This is a genomic window from Pseudomonas sp. GW822-FHT06B12, from assembly GCF_058799675.1.
Map to the genome: position 1 here is coordinate 61,420 of NZ_JBXALR010000018.1, position 17,439 is coordinate 78,858.

The 17,439-nt window shown below is 60.4% G+C and carries 13 protein-coding genes; 10 read left to right on the plus strand and 3 right to left on the minus strand.

The genetic code is table 11. The annotated features are described in order from the left end of the window. Positions 1-146 precede the first annotated feature (146 nt). The 6 genes from AC1RKH_RS27140 (at position 147) to trhA (ending at position 10,475) form a co-directional block, all read left to right on the plus strand. Positions 147-2,207 carry a methyl-accepting chemotaxis protein gene (locus tag AC1RKH_RS27140; RefSeq protein WP_493064366.1) on the plus strand — a complete coding sequence of 687 codons (2,061 nt, stop codon included), beginning with the start codon at positions 147-149 and terminating at the stop codon, positions 2,205-2,207. Between the two features lie 38 nt (positions 2,208-2,245). Continuing rightward, a complete protein-coding gene (locus AC1RKH_RS27145; protein ID WP_493064365.1) occupies positions 2,246-8,170 on the plus strand; it encodes a hybrid sensor histidine kinase/response regulator in 5,925 nt (1,974 codons plus the stop codon). Further along, the gene (locus AC1RKH_RS27150) at positions 8,163-8,636 is read left to right on the plus strand and encodes a chemotaxis protein CheW (protein ID WP_493064364.1); all 474 of its coding nucleotides are present in this window, start codon (positions 8,163-8,165) and stop codon (positions 8,634-8,636) included. The genes AC1RKH_RS27145 and AC1RKH_RS27150 overlap by 8 nt, the downstream gene beginning before the upstream one ends. Positions 8,637-8,690: 54 nt before the next feature. Continuing rightward, complete coding sequence (locus tag AC1RKH_RS27155) at positions 8,691-9,305, plus strand: nucleotidyltransferase domain-containing protein (protein ID WP_493064363.1); 615 nt, start codon at positions 8,691-8,693, stop codon at positions 9,303-9,305. Further along, the gene (locus AC1RKH_RS27160; protein WP_493064362.1) at positions 9,283-9,690 is read left to right on the plus strand and encodes a hypothetical protein; all 408 of its coding nucleotides are present in this window, start codon (positions 9,283-9,285) and stop codon (positions 9,688-9,690) included. The genes AC1RKH_RS27155 and AC1RKH_RS27160 overlap by 23 nt, the downstream gene beginning before the upstream one ends. Before the next feature lie 167 nt (positions 9,691-9,857). Continuing rightward, complete coding sequence (gene trhA, locus AC1RKH_RS27165) at positions 9,858-10,475, plus strand: PAQR family membrane homeostasis protein TrhA (protein WP_054594446.1); 618 nt, start codon at positions 9,858-9,860, stop codon at positions 10,473-10,475. A gap of 70 nt (positions 10,476-10,545) precedes the next feature. Here the strand turns inward: trhA and AC1RKH_RS27170 are convergent, their stop codons facing one another. Then, positions 10,546-11,460 (minus strand): LysR family transcriptional regulator, encoded by a 915-nt coding sequence (locus AC1RKH_RS27170; protein WP_493064361.1) that lies wholly within the window; start codon positions 11,458-11,460, stop codon positions 10,546-10,548. Between the two features lie 62 nt (positions 11,461-11,522). Here AC1RKH_RS27170 and AC1RKH_RS27175 point away from each other — a divergent pair, with 62 nt between their 5' ends. The 3 genes from AC1RKH_RS27175 to AC1RKH_RS27185 are packed head-to-tail and all read left to right on the plus strand — an operon-like array spanning position 11,523 to position 14,119. Continuing rightward, on the plus strand, positions 11,523-12,809 hold the full coding sequence (locus tag AC1RKH_RS27175) for a D-amino acid dehydrogenase (protein ID WP_493064409.1): 1,287 nt from the start codon (positions 11,523-11,525) through the stop codon (positions 12,807-12,809). Positions 12,810-12,836: 27 nt separating this feature from the next. Continuing rightward, positions 12,837-13,187 carry a RidA family protein gene (locus AC1RKH_RS27180; RefSeq protein ID WP_493064360.1) on the plus strand — a complete coding sequence of 117 codons (351 nt, stop codon included), beginning with the start codon at positions 12,837-12,839 and terminating at the stop codon, positions 13,185-13,187. Positions 13,188-13,216: 29 nt separating this feature from the next. Further along, positions 13,217-14,119 carry a transporter substrate-binding domain-containing protein gene (locus AC1RKH_RS27185; protein WP_401120293.1) on the plus strand — a complete coding sequence of 301 codons (903 nt, stop codon included), beginning with the start codon at positions 13,217-13,219 and terminating at the stop codon, positions 14,117-14,119. A gap of 99 nt (positions 14,120-14,218) precedes the next feature. Here the strand turns inward: AC1RKH_RS27185 and AC1RKH_RS27190 are convergent, their stop codons facing one another. Next, positions 14,219-14,938 carry a 16S rRNA (uracil(1498)-N(3))-methyltransferase gene (locus AC1RKH_RS27190; protein WP_493064359.1) on the minus strand — a complete coding sequence of 240 codons (720 nt, stop codon included), beginning with the start codon at positions 14,936-14,938 and terminating at the stop codon, positions 14,219-14,221. A gap of 189 nt (positions 14,939-15,127) precedes the next feature. Then, positions 15,128-16,534, minus strand: a complete 1,407-nt coding sequence (locus AC1RKH_RS27195; RefSeq protein WP_493064358.1) for an adenosylmethionine--8-amino-7-oxononanoate transaminase — start codon at positions 16,532-16,534, stop codon at positions 15,128-15,130. Between the two features lie 322 nt (positions 16,535-16,856). Here AC1RKH_RS27195 and AC1RKH_RS27200 point away from each other — a divergent pair, with 322 nt between their 5' ends. Next, positions 16,857-17,408: a cytochrome b gene (locus AC1RKH_RS27200; RefSeq protein WP_493064357.1), complete on the plus strand. Its 552-nt coding sequence runs from the start codon at positions 16,857-16,859 to the stop codon at positions 17,406-17,408. Positions 17,409-17,439 lie beyond the last annotated feature (31 nt).

The window sequence follows — 17,439 nt, forward strand, 5'->3', positions numbered from 1 at the left end:
CGCGGACCCTTGTGGGAGCGAGCTTGCTCGCGATGAACGATAACGCGGTAAGCCTGCAACACCGCAGCGCCTGAATCGCGAGCAAGCTCGCTCCCACAGGTTCTTCGGCCAGTCCTGGCAGAGCATTGGTTAACAGGCGAGGATCGATGATAAAAGCAAAAACAGGCAAGGCTACGGAAGGGTCGCGCAGTCGCTCGCAGATCATTGTGCTGTTCATGGCGCTGATCGTGTTCATCGTGTTGCTGTTTGCCAACTTCGCTTACCTCAACACCCAGGCCTCCTACGACAAGCAGTACATCGGCCACGCTGGCGAGCTGCGCGTGTTGTCCCAACGTATCGCCAAAAACGCCACTGAAGCGGCGGCTGGCAAAGCGGCGGCGTTCAAGCTGCTGAGTGACGCCCGTAACGACTTCGCCCAGCGCTGGGGCTACTTGAAAAAGGGTGATCCGACCACCGGCCTGCCGCCAGCACCGGCGGCGGTACGCCCGGAAATGCACGCGGTGCAACTGGACTGGGAGCGCTTGCTGAAGAATACCGACGCGATCCTGTCCAGCGAACAGACCGTGCTGTCGCTGCATCAGGTCGCCGCGACCCTGGCCGAGACCGTGCCGCAGTTGCAGGTCGAGTACGAAAAAGTCGTCGAAATCCTGCTCCAGCGCGGCGCACCGGCCACTCAGGTGGCGATGGCTCAGCGCCAGTCGTTGCTGGCCGAGCGAATCCTTGGCGCGGTCAACACCGTGCTTGCCGGCGACGAAAACGCCCAGCAGGCTGCCGACGCCTTTGGCCGTGATGCAGCGCGTTTTGGCCAGGTGCTCAACGGCATGCTGCAGGGCAATCCGTTGATGAAAATCAGCGAGGTCGAAGACCACGACGCCCGCGCCCGTCTGACCGAGATTGCCGAGCTGTTCCAATTTGTTTCGGGTTCGGTCGACGAAATCCTCGAAACCTCACCTGAACTGTTCAAGGTCCGCGAGTCGGCGGGCAACATTTTCAACCTGTCGCAGACCTTGCTCGATGAGGCTTCTCATCTGGCCAATGGTTTTGAAAATATGGTGGGCGGGCGCTCTACCGATACCATCGGTGGCTACGTACTGGGTTTGCTGGCACTGACCTCGATTATCCTGATCGGCCTGGTGATGGTCCGCGAAACCAATCGCCAATTGCGCGAAACCGCCGAGAAGAACGAGCGTAACCAGAACGCGATCATGCGCTTGCTCGACGAGATCGAAGACCTCGCCGACGGTGACCTGACAGTCACGGCGTCAGTGACCGAAGACTTCACCGGGACCATCGCCGACTCGATCAATTACTCGGTCGATCAACTGCGCGATCTGGTCGCGACCATCAACCTGACGGCCGGTCAGGTGGCCGCTGCCGTACAGGAAACCCAGGCGACCGCGATGCACCTGGCCCAGGCCTCGGAGCATCAGGCACAGCAGATTTCCGAAGCCTCGACCGCGATCAACGAAATGGCTCAGTCCATCGATCAGGTGTCGGCAAATGCCGCCGAGTCCTCGGCGGTTGCCGAGCGCTCGGTGGAAATCGCCAACAAGGGCAACGAGGTGGTGCACAACACCATTCACGGTATGGACAATATCCGTGAACAGATTCAGGACACGGCCAAGCGGATCAAGCGTTTGGGCGAGTCTTCCCAGGAAATTGGCGACATCGTGAGCCTGATCGACGACATTGCCGACCAGACCAACATCCTCGCGCTGAACGCGGCGATCCAGGCCTCCATGGCCGGTGACGCCGGGCGCGGTTTTGCGGTGGTTGCCGATGAAGTCCAGCGGCTGGCGGAGCGCTCGTCGGCGGCCACCCGGCAGATTGAAACCCTGGTCCGGGCGATTCAGACCGACACCAATGAAGCCGTGATTTCCATGGAGCAAACCACCACGGAAGTGGTGCGCGGCGCGCGACTGGCGCAGGATGCCGGTGTGGCCCTGGAAGAAATCGAAGGCGTATCGAAAACCCTCGCGGCGTTGATCCAGAGTATCTCCAACGCGGCGCAGCAACAGACGTCTTCGGCGGGTCAGATTTCCTTGACGATGAACGTGATCCAGCAGATCACCACGCAGACCTCGTCGGGCTCTACGGCCACCGCCGAGAGCATCGGCAACCTGGCGAAGATGGCCAGTCAGCTGCGGCGTTCGGTGTCTGGCTTCACCTTGCCGGCCGTCGCTGAGCGCAGCGTCGACAAGGCCTGAACGATGCCTGCCGGGAAAGCATTTTGATTGGAGTGGTTATGGGTGATCGGCACGACTATGTGGCCCTCGAATGGGTCAAGGGCGAAATTGCCGAAACGCTGAAGCAGGCGTTTATTGCCCTTGAAAGCATGGCCCTCGACAACCGGGTCGAAGAGCCGCAGACGGCGCACGCGATCGACGAGTGCCTGGCGGGGATTCATCAGGTCCACGGCAGTTTGCAGATGGTCGAATTCTACGGCGCGGCGTTGCTCGCCGAAGAGATGGAGCAGCTCGCGGCGGCGTTGCAGCAAAACCGCGTCAGCCATCTCGATGAAGCCATTCGCCTGTTGCAACAATCCCTCGGCCAGTTACCGATTTACCTCGACCGCGTGCACAGCGCCCGCCGCGACTTGCCGCTGGTGGTGTTGCCGCTGATCAACGACCTGCGCAGTGCTCGCGGCGAAAGCCTGTTGTCGGAAACCAGTCTGTTCAGCCCGCAGTGGCAGGATCTGTCGCCGCTGGACGAAGACACCCTGGCAATGCTTGAACCGGCCGAACTGCCGAATGTACTGCGCAAATTGCGGCTAATGTTGCAGATGGGGCTGGTGGGTTTGCTTCGCGAACAGGATGACAACACCAATCTCGGCTATTTGGCCAAGGTCTTCGCCCGCCTCGAAGCGCTGTGCGGTGACGCGCCATTGGGGGCGTTGTGGCAAGTCGCTTCGGCACTGGTCGAAGGCATGCTCAGTGCCAGCATCGCCAACAGCCCGGCGCTGCGCAGCCTGTTCAAGGACACCGACAAGGAACTCAAGCGTTTGCTTGAGCAAGGCATGACTGGAGTCAATCAGCCGGCACCACCAGAGCTGCTCAAAAGCCTGTTGTTCTACATCGCCAAGGCACAACATCTCACTGCGCGGATGCAAATCATGAAAGATCGCTACGCGCTGGACGACGCATTGCCCGACAGCGCGATGGTCGATGAAGAACGCGCCCGTCTGGCCGGCCCGGACCGTGACGCCATGCGCTCGGTGCTGGCCGCGCTCTGCGAAGAACTGGTACGGGTCAAGGAGCGCCTCGACCTGTTCGTACGCAGCGACCGTCAACATGTCTCGGATCTCGACAGCCTGCTGGCGCCGCTGCGGCAAATCGCCGACACCCTGGCGGTGCTCGGTTTCGGTCAACCGCGCAAGGTGATCATCGATCAACTGGCGGTGGTCCTGAGCCTGGCCCAAGGTCAGCGAGAACCGAACGATGCAATCCTGATGGATGTCGCCGGTGCCTTGCTTTACGTCGAGGCGACACTGGCCGGAATGGTCGGCACCGTTGAGGAAAGCCGCGAAGAGAGCCGGTTGCCGACCACCGACCTGACCCAGATCCACCAGATCGTCATCAAGGAAGCGCGAATCTGCCTGCAACAGGCCAAGGACATGATCGTCGACTACATCGACAGCGATTGGGATCGTCAGGCCTTGCAGCCTCTACCGGCCGTGTTGACCCAAGTGCGTGGCGCATTGGCGATGATCCCGTTGAGCCGTGCGGCGAGCCTGCTGGAAGCCTGCAACAACTTCATTCGCGAGCATCTGCTGGTGGATCAGACGCGGCCCGACTGGCAGCAACTCGACAACCTGGCCGACGCCATTACCAGCATCGAGTATTACCTGGAGCGCTTGAGCGAAGACCCTGAGGCGCTTGGCGAACAGCTTCTGGATGTCGCCGAGCAAAGCCTGGCGGCACTGGGTTATTTACCCAGTGAAGTGCATGTGCCGCTGCTCGAAGAAGTGCTGAGCGCCGGTGCAGCATTAGTGATGCAGGAATCGCAGGCGCGGGATAATTCGCTGATCGCCCAGTCGCTGGCAGAGGTATTGGCCAGCCCGACCTCCGCCGTTAACCCGCCCGCGCTAACCACCCCGGACAGTCTGCTGCCGCCGCCGGCCGATGAAGAACCGGTGGATGATGAGCTGCGCGAGGTCTTTCTCGAGGAGACCGACGAGGTCCTTGAAATCCTCCGCGAATACTTGCCGCGCTGGTCGGCCAGCCCCGACAGCGCATCCGTTCTGAGTGAATTGCGCCGCGCTTTCCACACCTTGAAAGGCAGTGGGCGAATGGTTCGCGCATTGGTGCTGGGCGAGTTGGCCTGGGCGCTGGAAAACCTGCTCAACCGGGTGCTTGAGCGCAGCGTCGAGCCGGGGCCGCAGGTCTATCAACTGCTGGATGAAGTGCTGCAACTGCTGCCTGAACTGATCGCCGAGTTCGCCGCCAACCGCCAGCGCCAGCGCGAAGATGTCGACCGCCTGGCCGCTCGCGCCCATGCGTTGGCCAAGGGCGCTGAAAGCCTGTCGGATGCGGCGCCGCAGGATGGTGCGGCGCTTGATCCGCAGTTGCTGGAGATTTTCCGCAACGAAGCCGAAACCCATCTCAACAGCCTCGACCGTTTCCTCGATCAGGCCGCTGAACACGTGCCGTTGCAGGCCAGTGATGAACTGCAGCGGGCGCTGCACACGCTCAAGGGCAGCGCCTCGATGGCGGGTGTGTTGCCGATTGCCGAGCTGGCGGCGCCGCTTGATCATCTGGCCCGCGAGTACAAGGCGCACCAGATTGCACTGGACCTCGATGAAGTCGAACTGCTGCTCGAAGCCTGTGGTTTGCTGCGTCGCGGCTTGAAGCAATTGAACCGTGATCCGCTGACACCCATCAGCGGTGCCGAAAGCCTGATCGAACGGACTCAGTCGCTGCTCGCCGAACGTCTGGAGGCCATCCTCAACGCCCCAAACACCGGACTGCGGATCAAGCGTGATCCGCAATTAATCAACAACTTCCTCGCCCAGGGCATGGACATCCTGCTGGACGCCGAAAGCCTGTTGCAGCGCTGGCAGCAGCATCCCGGCGAGCGGCAGGAACTCAGCGCGCTGCTGGATGAATTGACCACCCTGGGTGAAAACGCGCACCTGGCCGATCTGCACCCGGTGGATGAGCTGTGTGAAGCGTTGCTCGACCTCTATGGCGCGGTGGAAGAAAGCAGCCTGGCGGTCAGCGAAAGGTTCTTCCACGAGGCAAAAAATGCCCACGAAGCGCTGATCAACATGCTCGACGAACTGGCCGCCGGTCAGGAAGTCGGCTCGCAGCCGGCGCGGGTGCGAGCCTTGCGTGATCTGCTTCATGAGGGCCTTGATCCATCGGCCACGGGGCTGATCCGCAGCGATGGCAGCCGCACGCTGAGCATTACCGAACTGGGCAGCGCCACCAGCGAATTAGCGCAGACGCAGGCGCTGGCGATTGACGATGAAATCGTCTCGATCTTTCTCGAGGAGGCGGTGGATATCCTTGAAAGCGCCGGGCAGGCCTTGCAGCGCTGGCTCAATGATCCGGAGAACGCTGCACCGCTGTCGTCGTTGCAACGCGATTTACACACCCTCAAGGGCGGAGCGCGGATGGCCGAGATCGGGCCGGTCGGTGATCTGGCCCATGAGCTGGAAAGCCTTTATGAAGGTCTGGTGGACCGGCGTTTCAGCCACTCGCAAGCGTTGGGGACGCTACTGCAACAGAGCCACGACCGCCTTGCGGTGTTGCTCGAACAGCTGCAAAACCATCAGCCACTGGGCGATCCGGGTGCGCTGATCGAGGCGATCCAGCAGTTCCGGCAAAGTACTGGCAGCACGGCCGATGTGGTCGAAGCGGCGGCCGCGAATGACTCGGCGAGCAACGATCCAGAACTGCTGGAGATTTTCCTTGAGGAAGGTTTCGACATCATCGACAGCTCTGGTGCGGCATTATTGCGCTGGCAGGCGGATCCGCAAAACCGTCAGGAAATGGAAACCCTGCTGCGCGACTTGCACACCCTCAAGGGCGGCGCACGGATGGTCGAAATCGCCCCGATTGGCGACCTGGCCCATGAGCTGGAATTTCTTTATGAAGGGCTGTCGACTGGCTTGCTGCATGCCACGCCGGCGCTGTTCGAATTGTTGCAACGCAGCCATGACCGGCTGGCGCAGATGCTCGATGCAACTCGCGCCGGCCAGCCCGTGCTGCCGGCCGACGGGCTGATCGACGCGATCAAGGCCTTCACTCACCCCATCGCTGACAAGACCCCGGCTCCAGTGATCGAAGTCGCACCGGTGGGCAAGCCTGAGACACCAGCGCTGCAACCTGATATCGGCGCCGATATGGTCAAGGTGTCGGCCGAGTTGCTCGACGATCTGGTCAATCTGGCCGGGGAAACCTCGATCTTTCGTGGTCGCATCGAGCAGCAAGTCAACGATGCGCGGGTCGCCCTGAGCGAGATGGAAACCACCATCGAGCGCATACGCGATCAACTGCGCAGGCTCGACACCGAAACCCAGGGACGGATTCTCAGTCGTCAGCAGGTTGAGGCCGAACGTCTGGGCTATGAAGAGTTCGATCCGCTGGAGATGGACCGTCACTCGCAGTTGCAACAGTTGTCGCGGGCGTTGTTCGAGTCGGCGTCCGACTTGCTCGACCTCAAGGAAACCCTCGATCAACGCAACCACGACGCAGAGAACCTGCTGCAACAACAAGGCCGGATCAACACCGAGCTGCAAGAAGGCCTGATGCGCACACGCATGGTGCCATTCGAGCGGATGCTGCCGCGCTTGAAACGCATCGTCCGTCAGGTTTCCAGCGAGTTGGGCAAGGACGTCGAGTTCATTGTCGGGAACGCCGAAGGCGAGATGGACCGTAATGTCCTGGAGCGCATGGCGGCGCCGCTCGAACACATGCTGCGCAATGCCGTCGACCATGGTCTGGAGTCTGCCGAAGCACGCCGTGCGGCCGGTAAACCCGAGCAGGGCCGAATCACTCTGGACCTGTCCCGAGAGGGCGGCGACATCATTTTCGACATTCGCGACGACGGCGCCGGCGTGCCGCTGGACGCGGTGCGGCGTAAGGCGATCAAGCGCGGTTTGCTCGACCCCAACAGCGACATGAGCGACCGCGAGGTGTTGCAGTTCATTCTGCAGCCGGGGTTTTCCACTGCCGAGAAAATCACCCAGATTTCCGGTCGTGGCGTCGGCATGGACGTGGTCCACGAAGAAGTGCGGCAACTCGGTGGCTCGATGGTCATCGACTCTGTACCTGGGCAGGGCGTGCACTTCCGCATTCGACTGCCGTTCACCGTGTCGGTCAACCGGGCGTTGATGGTGCAGTGTGCCGAGGATCAGTACGCGATTCCGCTGAACACCATCGAAGGCATCGTGCGCGTGCTGCCCTTTGAACTGGAGGGTTACTACCAGCTCGATCCGCCGTCATACCAGTACGCCGGGCAACGCTACGAATTGTGCTACCTCGGTGAGCTGCTGAAGACCAGCGTGCGCCCGAAACTGTCGGGCCAGAGCCTGCCATTGCCGGTGTTGCTGGTGCAGTGCCACGAAAGGCGCATCGCGGTGCAGGTCGACGCGATGGCCGGCACTCGGGAAATCGTGGTGAAAAGTCTCGGTCCGCAGTTCGCCGCGGTGCAGGGGCTGTCCGGCGCGACCATTCTTGGCGATGGCCGGGTGGTGCTGATCCTCGACCTGCTGGCGCATATCCGCGCGATGCAAATCCATTTGCCGCCGCAGCGGGTCATACAAGAGCCCGCCGCAGAGACCGAGCCGCAGCGTTCGATGCTGGTATTGGTGGTCGACGATTCGGTCACCGTGCGCAAGGTCACCAGTCGCCTGCTCGAGCGCCACGGCATGAACGTGCTGACGGCCAAGGACGGTGTCGACGCCATGCTGTTGCTCGAAGAGCACATGCCCGATCTGATGCTGCTGGACATCGAAATGCCGCGCATGGACGGTTTCGAAGTGGCCATGCAGGTACGCAACGATCCACGTTTGCAGCACCTGCCGATCATCATGATCACCTCGCGCACCGGCCAGAAACACCGCGACCGGGCGATGGCCATCGGCGTCAACGACTACCTCGGCAAACCGTACCAGGAGTCGGTATTGCTCGAAAGCATCGCTTTATGGAGCAAAACCCATGCTTGAGCACCGCACCAGCAACCTCACCGGGCTGCTGCTGCCCTTGGCCGATCGCAACCTGATTCTGCCCAACGTCGCCGTCGCCGAGCTGATCGACTACCAGCCCGGAGCCTTCGACCTCGATTCGCCGCCCTGGTACCTGGGCCTGGTGACCTGGCGTGACCGGCAAATCCCGCTGCTGAGCTTCGAATCGGCCTGCGGCAACAAAACCGTGATCGGCGACCGCGCGCGTATCGTCGTCCTCAACGCCCTCGGCGGGCGCCCGCACCTGAAATTCATCGCCTTGCTGGTACAAGGGATTCCACGCTCCTACAAACTCGACAGCCAGTTGAGCTACGTCGACGTGCCGCTGTGCTCGCTGGAGCACGCGGCGGTACAGGTCGCCGAACAGGTGGCGAAAGTCCCGGATTTGCTGGCGCTGGAAGAGTTACTGGTGGGGGCGGGGTTGGTTCTGGAGGGTGGGTTGTCTTGATAAGTCCCAAAAAGGGACCTATCGTTCCCTTTTTGGGACTTATCGGTCGTTGCCGTGCAAACACTGTCATTAAGTAATGCCTTGTTTACCGTGACTCAGCAAAAAGTGCTGGGTTTGCTCTTTGGCAAACCGGATCAAAGCTTTTACGCCAATGAAATCGCTCGTTGGGCTCGGGTTGGCAAAGGAAGCTTGATGCGCGAGCTGGAGCGTTTGCAATTGGCGGGGGTACTGAGCATGACCTATCAAGGTAATCAGACCCACTATCAAGCCAATCCCGATTGCCCGATCTATCAAGAGCTGCTGGGTATTGTTCGTAAAACCTTCGGAATTGCCGAACCTTTGCGTCTCGCCTTGGCGCCGTTTGCCGATCAATTGACCTGGGCATTCGTCTATGGATCCGTTGCCAAGGATCAGGCGAACGCATCCAGTGACATAGATCTCATGCTGATAGGCGAGGGCCTGCACTACAGTGAAGTGATGGAACGGCTGATGCCAATGGAAGAGCAACTTGGCCGTCCTCTCAATCCGACGCTCTACACCCCTGAAGACTGGGCCGGGAAACTGGCTGCCGGTAACAGCTTCGTGCAACGGGTAGCGCAGCAGGAGAAGATCAACTTGATAGGTGAAAACCCTTTGGAGTCCAAGGATGGGCAGCAACGAGAGTCTTGAGAACCTTCTACGTAGTGGTGGACTGAAAAGCGAACCGCCTGATCGCAAGGAATGTGAAGGGTTAATGCGTTCAGCGACAGATCGCTTGAAGGATGCGGGAAGCGCGCAACTCTCGTTCGCCAGCCGGTTTGACTTGGCCTACAACGCCGCCCATGCCATTGCGCTGACCGCGTTGCGTTTGCACGGCTATCGATCTGACAAACGCTATCTGGTCTTTCAATGCCTGATTCACACAGCCGGGTTGAGCAAACTTCAGGTTCGATTGTTTGCCTTGTGTCACGAACGCCGGAATCTGGCGGAATACGAGGGGTACATGGATGAAGACGAGTCGCTGCTCACGCAATTGCTGACCAGCACTCAAGAGATGTTGGTCAGCGTCGAGTGAGCCATGGCGGGCTGACGTCGACGTAATTGACTGGTTGATCTTCTGCACCGCTTCAAGGGGCTATGCCCTTGTTTGCGACGCACATCATCTTTTAGAAACATTGCGCTTTCAGGCTACAAGCCTGAGCCTTGCGCGATGTTGCAGTGATTTTTTGAGGTTGGAGAAACATGTATCACGGAGAAAAATTCAACGCCTGGAGCCATTTGTTCGGGGCGGTTGCGGCGTGTGTCGGGGCGGTCTGGTTGCTGGTGATTGCCAGTCTGGACGGCAGCCCCTGGAAGATTGTCAGCGTAGCGATTTACGGGTTTACCTTGCTGGTGCTGTACAGCGTTTCGACGGTTTACCACAGCGTGCGCGGGCGGGCGAAGGTGATCATGCAGAAGGTCGATCACCTGTCGATCTACCTGCTGATCGCTGGCAGTTACACGCCGTTTTGTCTGGTCACCCTGCGCGGACCGTGGGGCTGGACGTTGTTCGGGATTGTCTGGGGACTCGCGGTGATCGGCATGCTGCAAGAGATCAAACCGCGCTCCGAGGCGCGGATCCTGTCGATCGTGATCTATGCGGTGATGGGCTGGATCGTGCTGGTGGCGGTCAAGCCGCTGTTGGCGGCATTGGGCACCGTTGGTTTTGCCTGGCTGGCGGCGGGTGGGGTGTTTTATACCGTCGGCATCATCTTCTTCGCCCTCGACAGCCGACTGCGTCACGCCCACGGCATCTGGCACCTGTTCGTCATCGCCGGCAGTTTGCTGCACTTCGTGGCGATTCTGTTTTATGTCTTGTGAAGCAAAAGATCGCAGCCTGCGGCAGCTCCTACAAATCCCGTAGGCTGCGATCTTTTGGCTGGCGCTGCAATCAACCCCGATCCACCAACCGATCCAGCTGCTCCTGCGCACGCGTGCTGAAGATCATCAGCAAATCGCTCAAGGTGTGCGGCGGCGGTTCGTCAGCGCGGGTCACGGCGTACAAAGTGATTGGCAACGGCGGCGCCAATGGCCGAATGGCCGTAGCACTCGGTGAGGCACCAAGGGCCGTGAACGGGTCGACTACCGCCAGCCCGGCGCCGGATTCGACCATGGCCCGCGCCAATGAATAGGTCTGCACAGCGATGCTGACCCGTGGCGGCGGCTCGACGGCTTTCAGGTAGCTGTCGAGCCTGGCGGACAACGGGTCGGCGCTGGATAGACCAATCAATGGCGCATCGGCCAAGGCCATCAGTGGCAGCGGCTTGCCTTGGTCTGCCTCAGGCCAGTAACCGCTCGGCGCCAACGCTACCAACACTCCGCAGGCCAACGCCTGGGTCTTGAGCCCTGGGTGATCGGGTTGTTGCAGGGTCAGCGCGACATCGATTTCGCGCATCAGCAGGTTTTGCACCAGCTCACGGCTATGGGCGCTGGATAGCTCGCAGACAATGTCCGGGTAACGCCGGGTCCACTCGTTGATCGCCGGCGGCAGCAGCGACAGCGCCAGCGCTGGCGTCGCGCCGATCCGCAGGCTGTGGCCCGGCTCGCGGCGCAGGCTTTGGGCCAAACGTCGCACCCCTTGCAGGCTTTCCGTGACCTTGTCGACCTCGCGTTCCAGTTCCAGCGCTTCCGGCGTGGCCTGCAATTTACCGCGCACCCGCAAAAACAGCGGGAAGCCCAATTGTTGCTCGGCGTGCTGCAACACCTTGGTCACGGCGGGCTGCGAAACGTGCAGCAACTGCGCGGCACCGCTGACCGAACCGGTCTGGCGAATGGCCTGGAAAATCTCGATGTGTCGAAGGCGCATGGCAAGTCCATAACCTTTGTTTATGGGTCAGGCATCTTTATTCATTGTTCGGCGCCTGTCACCTGGCTCTAACCTCGGTCTCGTCTCAACAACGGCTAAGGACTGACATGGCTCAGCGAGTTTGCATCATCGGTGGTGGGGTCATTGGCCTGGCAACGGCTTACGCGCTGGTCCGTGATGGCGTTGAGGTGACGGTGGTCGAGGCCCGTGACTCGCTCGGCAGCGAAACCAGTTTTGCCAATGGCGGCCAGCTGTCCTATCGCTACGTCGCACCGCTGGCCGATGCCGGCGTGCCGTTACAGGCCATCGGCTGGATGCTGCGCGGGGATTCGCCGTTGAAGCTGCGCATGCGTTTCGACCCGGCGCAATGGCGCTGGATGGCATCCTTTCTGGGGGCTTGCCGGACTTCCGTAAACCGCCAGAACGCCGCTCATTTGCTGCGCTTGGCGCTATTGAGTCAGACCACCCTGCAAGCCTGGTGCGAAGAGGATTCGCTGGAAGGCTTCAACTGGCGGCGCAACGGAAAACTGGTGACCTTTCGCCAGGCTGCGAGCTTCGAACATGCCCGCGATAGCCTGGCCGATGCACAGCAACAACAGGTGTTGTCGCAGGCTGAATGCGCACGTCTTGAACCGGCGCTGGCTGATGCAGCCTTTGTTGGGGCGATTTATACCCCGGACGAAGAAGTCGGCGACTGCCACGCCTTCTGTCAGCAACTAATGAAGCGGCTGAAGGCTTCAGGCCGCTGCGAGTTTCGGCTGGGGCGGGCGGTGACCGGGATTCGTCATGCCAACAGCGCAGTGAGCGCTATCGAGTTGGGGGGCGAGGTGCTGCCGGTCGAACAGTTGGTCATCGCTGCCGGTCATCGCAGCCCGTTGCTGGCGCTGCCCGGTGTGCACCTGCCGCTGTATCCGCTCAAAGGTTATAGCCTGACTGTGCCGATTGGTACGGAGCATCGCGCCCCGGACCTGAGCATCACCGACTACGACCGCAAGATCGTCTATGCGCGGATCGGCGAGCAATTGCGGGTGGCGGCGATGGTCGACATCGTCGGCTTCGATCCGGCGCTGGACCCCAAACGCCTGGCACTGATCAAGCGCCAGGCTCGCGACACGTTTCCGAATGCCGGTGCTTACGACGCGGCTGTCGAATGGGCCGGCATGCGCCCGGCCACTCCCAGCGGCGTGCCGCTGTTGGGGGCAACGGCTTACCGCAACCTGTGGCTCAACCTTGGCCATGGCGCGCTAGGTTTCACCCTGGCATGCGGCAGTGCTCGGGTGCTCAGCGAACTGATCGGCCAACGCAGTCCATCCATCGACCTGCAGGGTTTCACGCCCCGTGCTGCCTGACTTCTCATCCATGCAAAGGAACGTCTCATGACCATCACTCGTATCAACAGCAACAGTCGTTTGTCCGGTGCCGTGACTTTTGGCGACCTGGTGTTTCTCTCTGGCCAGGTGCCGGGCGACAGCACCGATATCTCAGGGCAGACCCGAGAGGTGCTGGAAAAGATCGACGCGTTGCTGGCCGAGGCGGGCAGCGACAAGGACCATCTGCTGAGTGCGACCATTTACCTGAAGGACATCGGGCAGGATTTTGCGGCGATGAATGACGTCTGGTCGGCCTGGTTATCGCCGGGGCACGCAGCGAGTCGCACCACCTTGCAGGCCGAACTGGCACGTCCGCAGGTGCTGGTGGAAATCACCGTTATCGCTGCTCGCCGCTAAATAAACACCATCCACAACGGAGAATAACAATGCAAAAAATCACGTTGATCGGCTGCACCCTGGGCCTGCTGCTCGGGACTCAAGTTCAGGCGACCGAGGCACCGCTGACCGGCACGCTGAGCAAAATCGCCAATGCCAACAGCATCACGCTGGGCTATCGCGATGCGTCGGTGCCGTTCTCTTATGTGGGTGATCAGTCGGGCCAGCCCATGGGCTACTCGGTGGACCTGGCGAGCAAGATCGTCGAGCGTATCCAGCAGAAACTTGCGCTGCCGCAGCTCAAGGTGAAGTACAACCTGGTGACCTCGCAGACCCGTATCCCGCTGGTACAGAACGGCACCGTAGACCTTGAATGCGGTTCTACCGGGGTGACCGCCGAGCGGCAGAAGCAGGTGGCGTTTTCCTACGGGTTTATTTACGTCAAAGGCCAGTTACTGACGGCCAGCGACAGCGGCATCAAGAGCTTCGCCGACTTGCGCGGCAAGAACGTGGTGACCACCGCCGGCACTACAAACGAGCGCTTTCTCAAAAGCTATAACGCCGACCACAAGATCGACATGTTCGTGATCAGCGCCAAGGATCACGGCGAAGCCTTCCAGATGTTGCAATCAGGTCGGGCGGTGGCGTTTTACATGGACGATGCGCTGCTCTACGGCGAGCGTGCCAAGGCCCGTGATCCGCACAAGTGGGTGGTGGTCGGGGAAGAGCAGTCGCGGGAGATCTACAGCTGCATGGTGCGCAAGGATGATCCACAGTTCCTTGCGCTAGTGAACGGAGCCTTGGCTGATCTGTACAGCTCGGGCGAGATCAATGGTATCTACCAGCGCTGGTTCGAACAGCCGATCCCGCCTAAAGGGCTGAACCTGGAATTCCCGATGACCAGCGAACTGAAAGCCATCATCGCCAAACCGGTGAGCGACCCGGTGCAATAAACAGCAAAAAGATCGCAGCCTGCGGCAGCTCCTACAGGGAATCGCGTTCGGCGCAGGAGCTGCCGCAGGCTGCGATCTTTTAGCAGGCGACATACCCGCTTAGAAATCGCCCCAAAGTTGCTGGGCCACGGCCAACGCCACTACTGGCGCGGTTTCGGTGCGCAGCACTCGCGGGCCGAGGCGGGCGGAATGGAAGCCGGCGCTTTGCGCCTGTTCGACTTCCACGTCCGACAACCCGCCTTCCGGGCCGATCAGGAACGCCAGTGTCGAAGGTTTGGCATGGCTGACCAGCGGCTCGGCCACCGGGTGCAGCACCAGCTTCAGTTCGGCCTCGGATTGTTTAAGCCAGTCGGCCAACAACAGGGGCGGGTGGATCACCGGCACTTGCGAACGACCGCATTGTTCGCACGCGCTGATAGTGACCTGACGCCAGTGTTGCAGACGTTTGTCGGCGCGTTCGTCCTTGAGCCGGACTTCGCAGCGGTCACTGAAAATCGGGGTGATTTCAGTCACACCCAGTTCAGTGGCTTTCTGAATCGCCCAGTCCATCCGCTCGCCCCGGGACAAGCCCTGGCCCAGATGAATCTGCAACGGCGACTCGATTTGCCCGGCGAAGCTTTCGGTCAACGCCACGCGCACGCGTTTCTTGCCGACTTCCGCCAGGGTGCCGCGAAATTCCTGACCTGAACCGTCGAACACTTGCAGCGCATCACCCTCGGCCATGCGCAGCACACGGCTGATGTAATGCGCCTGGGCCTCCGGCAATTCATGCTCGCCGAGGCTCAAGGGGGCGTCGATAAAGAAGCGGGACAGTCTCATTCGGGTTCTCTGAAAAGGGGGCTGGTTATCTGAGTCGGTGTCGACATCCTTGCGGGCGGCCTGCCTCTGTGGGAGCGAGCCTGCTCGCGATAGCATCACCGAGGTCTAGCAGATCGACTTCGGTGTCCGCATCGCGAGCAGACGGAACGCCGCCCGGCTGCTCCCACATTGACCGTATAGTGCGATCCATCAACCTGGATCACGGAAGCCTGGGTGGAAGTCCTTCGGCACCGCCACGCTGACCTTGTTGCTGGTGGCGATATCGATCCCTTCGCTGGCGACCTCGGCAAGGAAGTCGATCTGCTCGGGGGTGATCACGTACGGCGGCAGGAAATACACCACGCTGCCCAACGGCCGCAGCAGGGCGCCGCGTTCCAGTGCGTGCTGGAACACTTTCAACCCACGGCGTTCCTGCCAGGGGTAGGCGGTTTTATTGGCCTTGTCCTGAACCATCTCGATGGCCAGCACCATGCCGGTCTGGCGGACTTCCGAAACATGCGGATGGTCAACCAGATGCGCAGTCGAGCTGGCCATGCGCTGGGCAAGGGCCTTGTTGTTCTCGATCACGTTGTCTTCTTCGAAGATATCCAGCGTCGCCAACGCCGCTGCACAGGCCAGCGGGTTGCCAGTGTAGCTGTGGGAATGCAGGAAGGCGCGCAGAGTCGGATAGTCGTCGTAGAAAGCGCTGTAGACCTCGTCCGTGGTGATGCACGCGGCCAGCGGCAGGTAACCGCCGGTCAAGGCTTTGGACAGGCACAGGAAGTCCGGGCGGATGCCGGCCTGTTCGCAGGCGAACATCGTCCCGGTGCGGCCGAAGCCGACGGCGATTTCGTCGTGGATCAGGTGTACGCCATAACGGTCACAGGCTTCGCGCAGCAGTTTCAGGTACACCGGGTGATACATGCGCATCCCGCCAGCGCCCTGAATCAGCGGCTCGACGATGACCGCGGCAACGGTTTCGTGATTTTCGGCGAGGGTCTGTTCCATCGCGGCGAACAGGTTGCGCGAGTGTTCTTCCCAGCTCATGCCTTCGGGACGCAGGTAGCAGTCCGGGCTTGGCACCTTGATGGTGTCCAGCAGCAGCGCTTTATAGGTTTCGGTGAACAGCGGCACGTCGCCGACCGACATCGCCGCCATGGTTTCGCCGTGGTAGCTGTTGGTCAGGGTGACGAAGCGCTTCTTGTTCGACTGACCGCGGTTGAGCCAGTAGTGAAAGCTCATTTTCAGCGCGACTTCGATGCAGGACGAGCCGTTATCGGCGTAGAAGCACCGCGTCAGGCCTTCCGGCGTCATTTTCACCAGGCGTTCGGACAATTCGATAACTGGCTGATGACTGAAACCGGCGAGGATCACGTGTTCCAGTTGATCGACCTGGTCCTTGATCCGCTGGTTGATCCGCGGGTTGGCGTGGCCAAACACGTTGACCCACCAGGAGCTGACCGCATCGAGGTAGCGTTTGCCTTCGAAGTCTTCGAGCCATACGCCTTCGCCGCGCTTGATCGGGATCAGCGGCAGTTTTTCGTGGTCTTTCATCTGGGTGCAGGGATGCCACAAAACCGCGAGATCTCGCTGCATCCACTGATTATTCAAGCCCATTCTTACTCTCCTCGAGGCGGCACGCGACACGCGCGGGCAAACAATCGCGCAAGCCTATGCAATGCCAGGCGAGCGGACAACCTATTGTGGCGATTGCACATGGAAATACAGGTGCGCTACGTGGTTGTATTGACGTGCGCATACTCTGACAGGGCACGGTAAAGCTACTTCCGATTGCGTCGCTCGCAGGGGGTTAATCTTTCCTTAACCCACCTATTTCAGACTCTTGATCGTATTTCTCGATATTTCAAAGCGAAATTTTCGGCTTTAAATCGATAGATAACTCGATAGTCTTGGTCACAGTTCTTACAGGATTTGGGCAATGCAGCTACGTAACTCTTCCTCCCGCTACGGCTGGGTCAGCATCTTTCTGCACTGGAGTGTGGCGCTGGCAGTCTTCGGCCTGTTTGCTCTGGGCCTGTGGATGGTCGGTCTCGACTACTACAGCAGCTGGCGCAAAGAGGCGCCGGACTTGCACAAAAGCATCGGCCTGACACTGTTCGCGATCATGCTGCTGCGGGCGTTGTGGCGCTTTATCAGCCCACCGCCGCCGACACTGCAAAGCTATAGCCGCATGACGCGCCTCGGCGCCAGGCTCGGTCATTCTTTCCTCTATCTCAGCCTGTTCGCTGTGATGATTGCCGGTTACCTGATTTCCACCGCAGACGGTGTCGGGATTCCGGTGTTTGGTCTGTTTGAAATCCCTGCGCTGATTTCCGGTCTACCGGACCAGGCAGACATAGCCGGTGCGATTCATCTGTATCTGGCCTGGGCACTGGTAATTTTTTCCGGTCTCCATGCGTTGGCAGCACTGAAGCACCACTTTATCGACCGTGATGCGACCCTGACACGAATGCTGGGACGCAAAGCCTGATGTTCAACCTCGACTCCAAGGAATAGAAAGC

What these genes read in the sequence shown, in the direction of transcription:
- AC1RKH_RS27195 (WP_493064358.1), bottom strand. Translation starts at nt 16,534, where the DNA reads ATGGGCTTGAATAATCAGTGGATGCAGCGAGATCTCGCGGTTTTGTGG.
- AC1RKH_RS27200 (WP_493064357.1), top strand. Translation starts at nt 16,857, where the DNA reads ATGCAGCTACGTAACTCTTCCTCCCGCTACGGCTGGGTCAGCATCTTT.
- AC1RKH_RS27160 (WP_493064362.1), top strand. Translation starts at nt 9,283, where the DNA reads ATGGGCAGCAACGAGAGTCTTGAGAACCTTCTACGTAGTGGTGGACTG.
- AC1RKH_RS27185 (WP_401120293.1), top strand. Translation starts at nt 13,217, where the DNA reads ATGCAAAAAATCACGTTGATCGGCTGCACCCTGGGCCTGCTGCTCGGG.
- AC1RKH_RS27180 (WP_493064360.1), top strand. Translation starts at nt 12,837, where the DNA reads ATGACCATCACTCGTATCAACAGCAACAGTCGTTTGTCCGGTGCCGTG.
- AC1RKH_RS27190 (WP_493064359.1), bottom strand. Translation starts at nt 14,938, where the DNA reads ATGAGACTGTCCCGCTTCTTTATCGACGCCCCCTTGAGCCTCGGCGAG.
- AC1RKH_RS27145 (WP_493064365.1), top strand. Translation starts at nt 2,246, where the DNA reads ATGGGTGATCGGCACGACTATGTGGCCCTCGAATGGGTCAAGGGCGAA.
- trhA (WP_054594446.1), top strand. Translation starts at nt 9,858, where the DNA reads ATGTATCACGGAGAAAAATTCAACGCCTGGAGCCATTTGTTCGGGGCG.
- AC1RKH_RS27170 (WP_493064361.1), bottom strand. Translation starts at nt 11,460, where the DNA reads ATGCGCCTTCGACACATCGAGATTTTCCAGGCCATTCGCCAGACCGGT.
- AC1RKH_RS27140 (WP_493064366.1), top strand. Translation starts at nt 147, where the DNA reads ATGATAAAAGCAAAAACAGGCAAGGCTACGGAAGGGTCGCGCAGTCGC.
- AC1RKH_RS27150 (WP_493064364.1), top strand. Translation starts at nt 8,163, where the DNA reads ATGCTTGAGCACCGCACCAGCAACCTCACCGGGCTGCTGCTGCCCTTG.